Here is a 557-nt window from a genome sequence, read left to right as displayed (position 1 = left end):
TCGCTATACATGTAGCCGGTCATCTTCGGGAACCAGTAATAGAAGCCGGCGAAGATGGCGAAGACCGCGCCCAAAGACAGCACATAGTGGAAGTGGGCGATCACAAAATAGGTGTCGTGGAACGAGCGGTCGATGCCGGGGCTGGCGACCATGATCCCGGTGACGCCGCCAATGGTGAAGAGCAGGACGAAGCCGAGAGCCCACAGCATCGGCGTCTTGAACTCGATCGATCCTCCCCACATGGTCGCCAGCCACGAAAACACCTTCACCCCGGTTGGAACGGCGATGACCATTGAGGCGAAGGCGAAGTAGCGCTGGGTGTCGGCGGACAGGCCGGTCGTATACATGTGATGGGCCCAAACGACAAAGCCGATCGCGCCGATTGCCACCATCGCATAGGCCATGCCGATATAGCCGAAGATCGGCTTCTTGGCGAAGGTCGAGATGACGTGACTGATGATGCCGAAACCAGGCAGGATCATGATGTAGACCTCGGGATGGCCGAAGAACCAGAACAGATGCTGGTAGAGGATCGGATCGCCGCCGCCGTCCGGCAC

The 557-nt window shown here is 59.1% G+C and carries 1 protein-coding gene; it reads right to left on the bottom strand.

All coding sequences use genetic code 11. The features are described from left to right. On the bottom strand, positions 1-557 hold a 557-nt coding region (locus EN993_RS36605), incomplete at both ends, for a cbb3-type cytochrome c oxidase subunit I (RefSeq protein ID WP_206532502.1).

Origin of the sequence: Mesorhizobium sp. M7D.F.Ca.US.004.01.2.1, from assembly GCF_003997785.1 — a bacterium.
Taxonomy (GTDB): domain Bacteria; phylum Pseudomonadota; class Alphaproteobacteria; order Rhizobiales; family Rhizobiaceae; genus Mesorhizobium; species Mesorhizobium loti.
The sequence above is the reverse complement of the archived record's forward strand: the minus strand, read 5'-3'. Positions and strand labels throughout refer to the sequence as shown.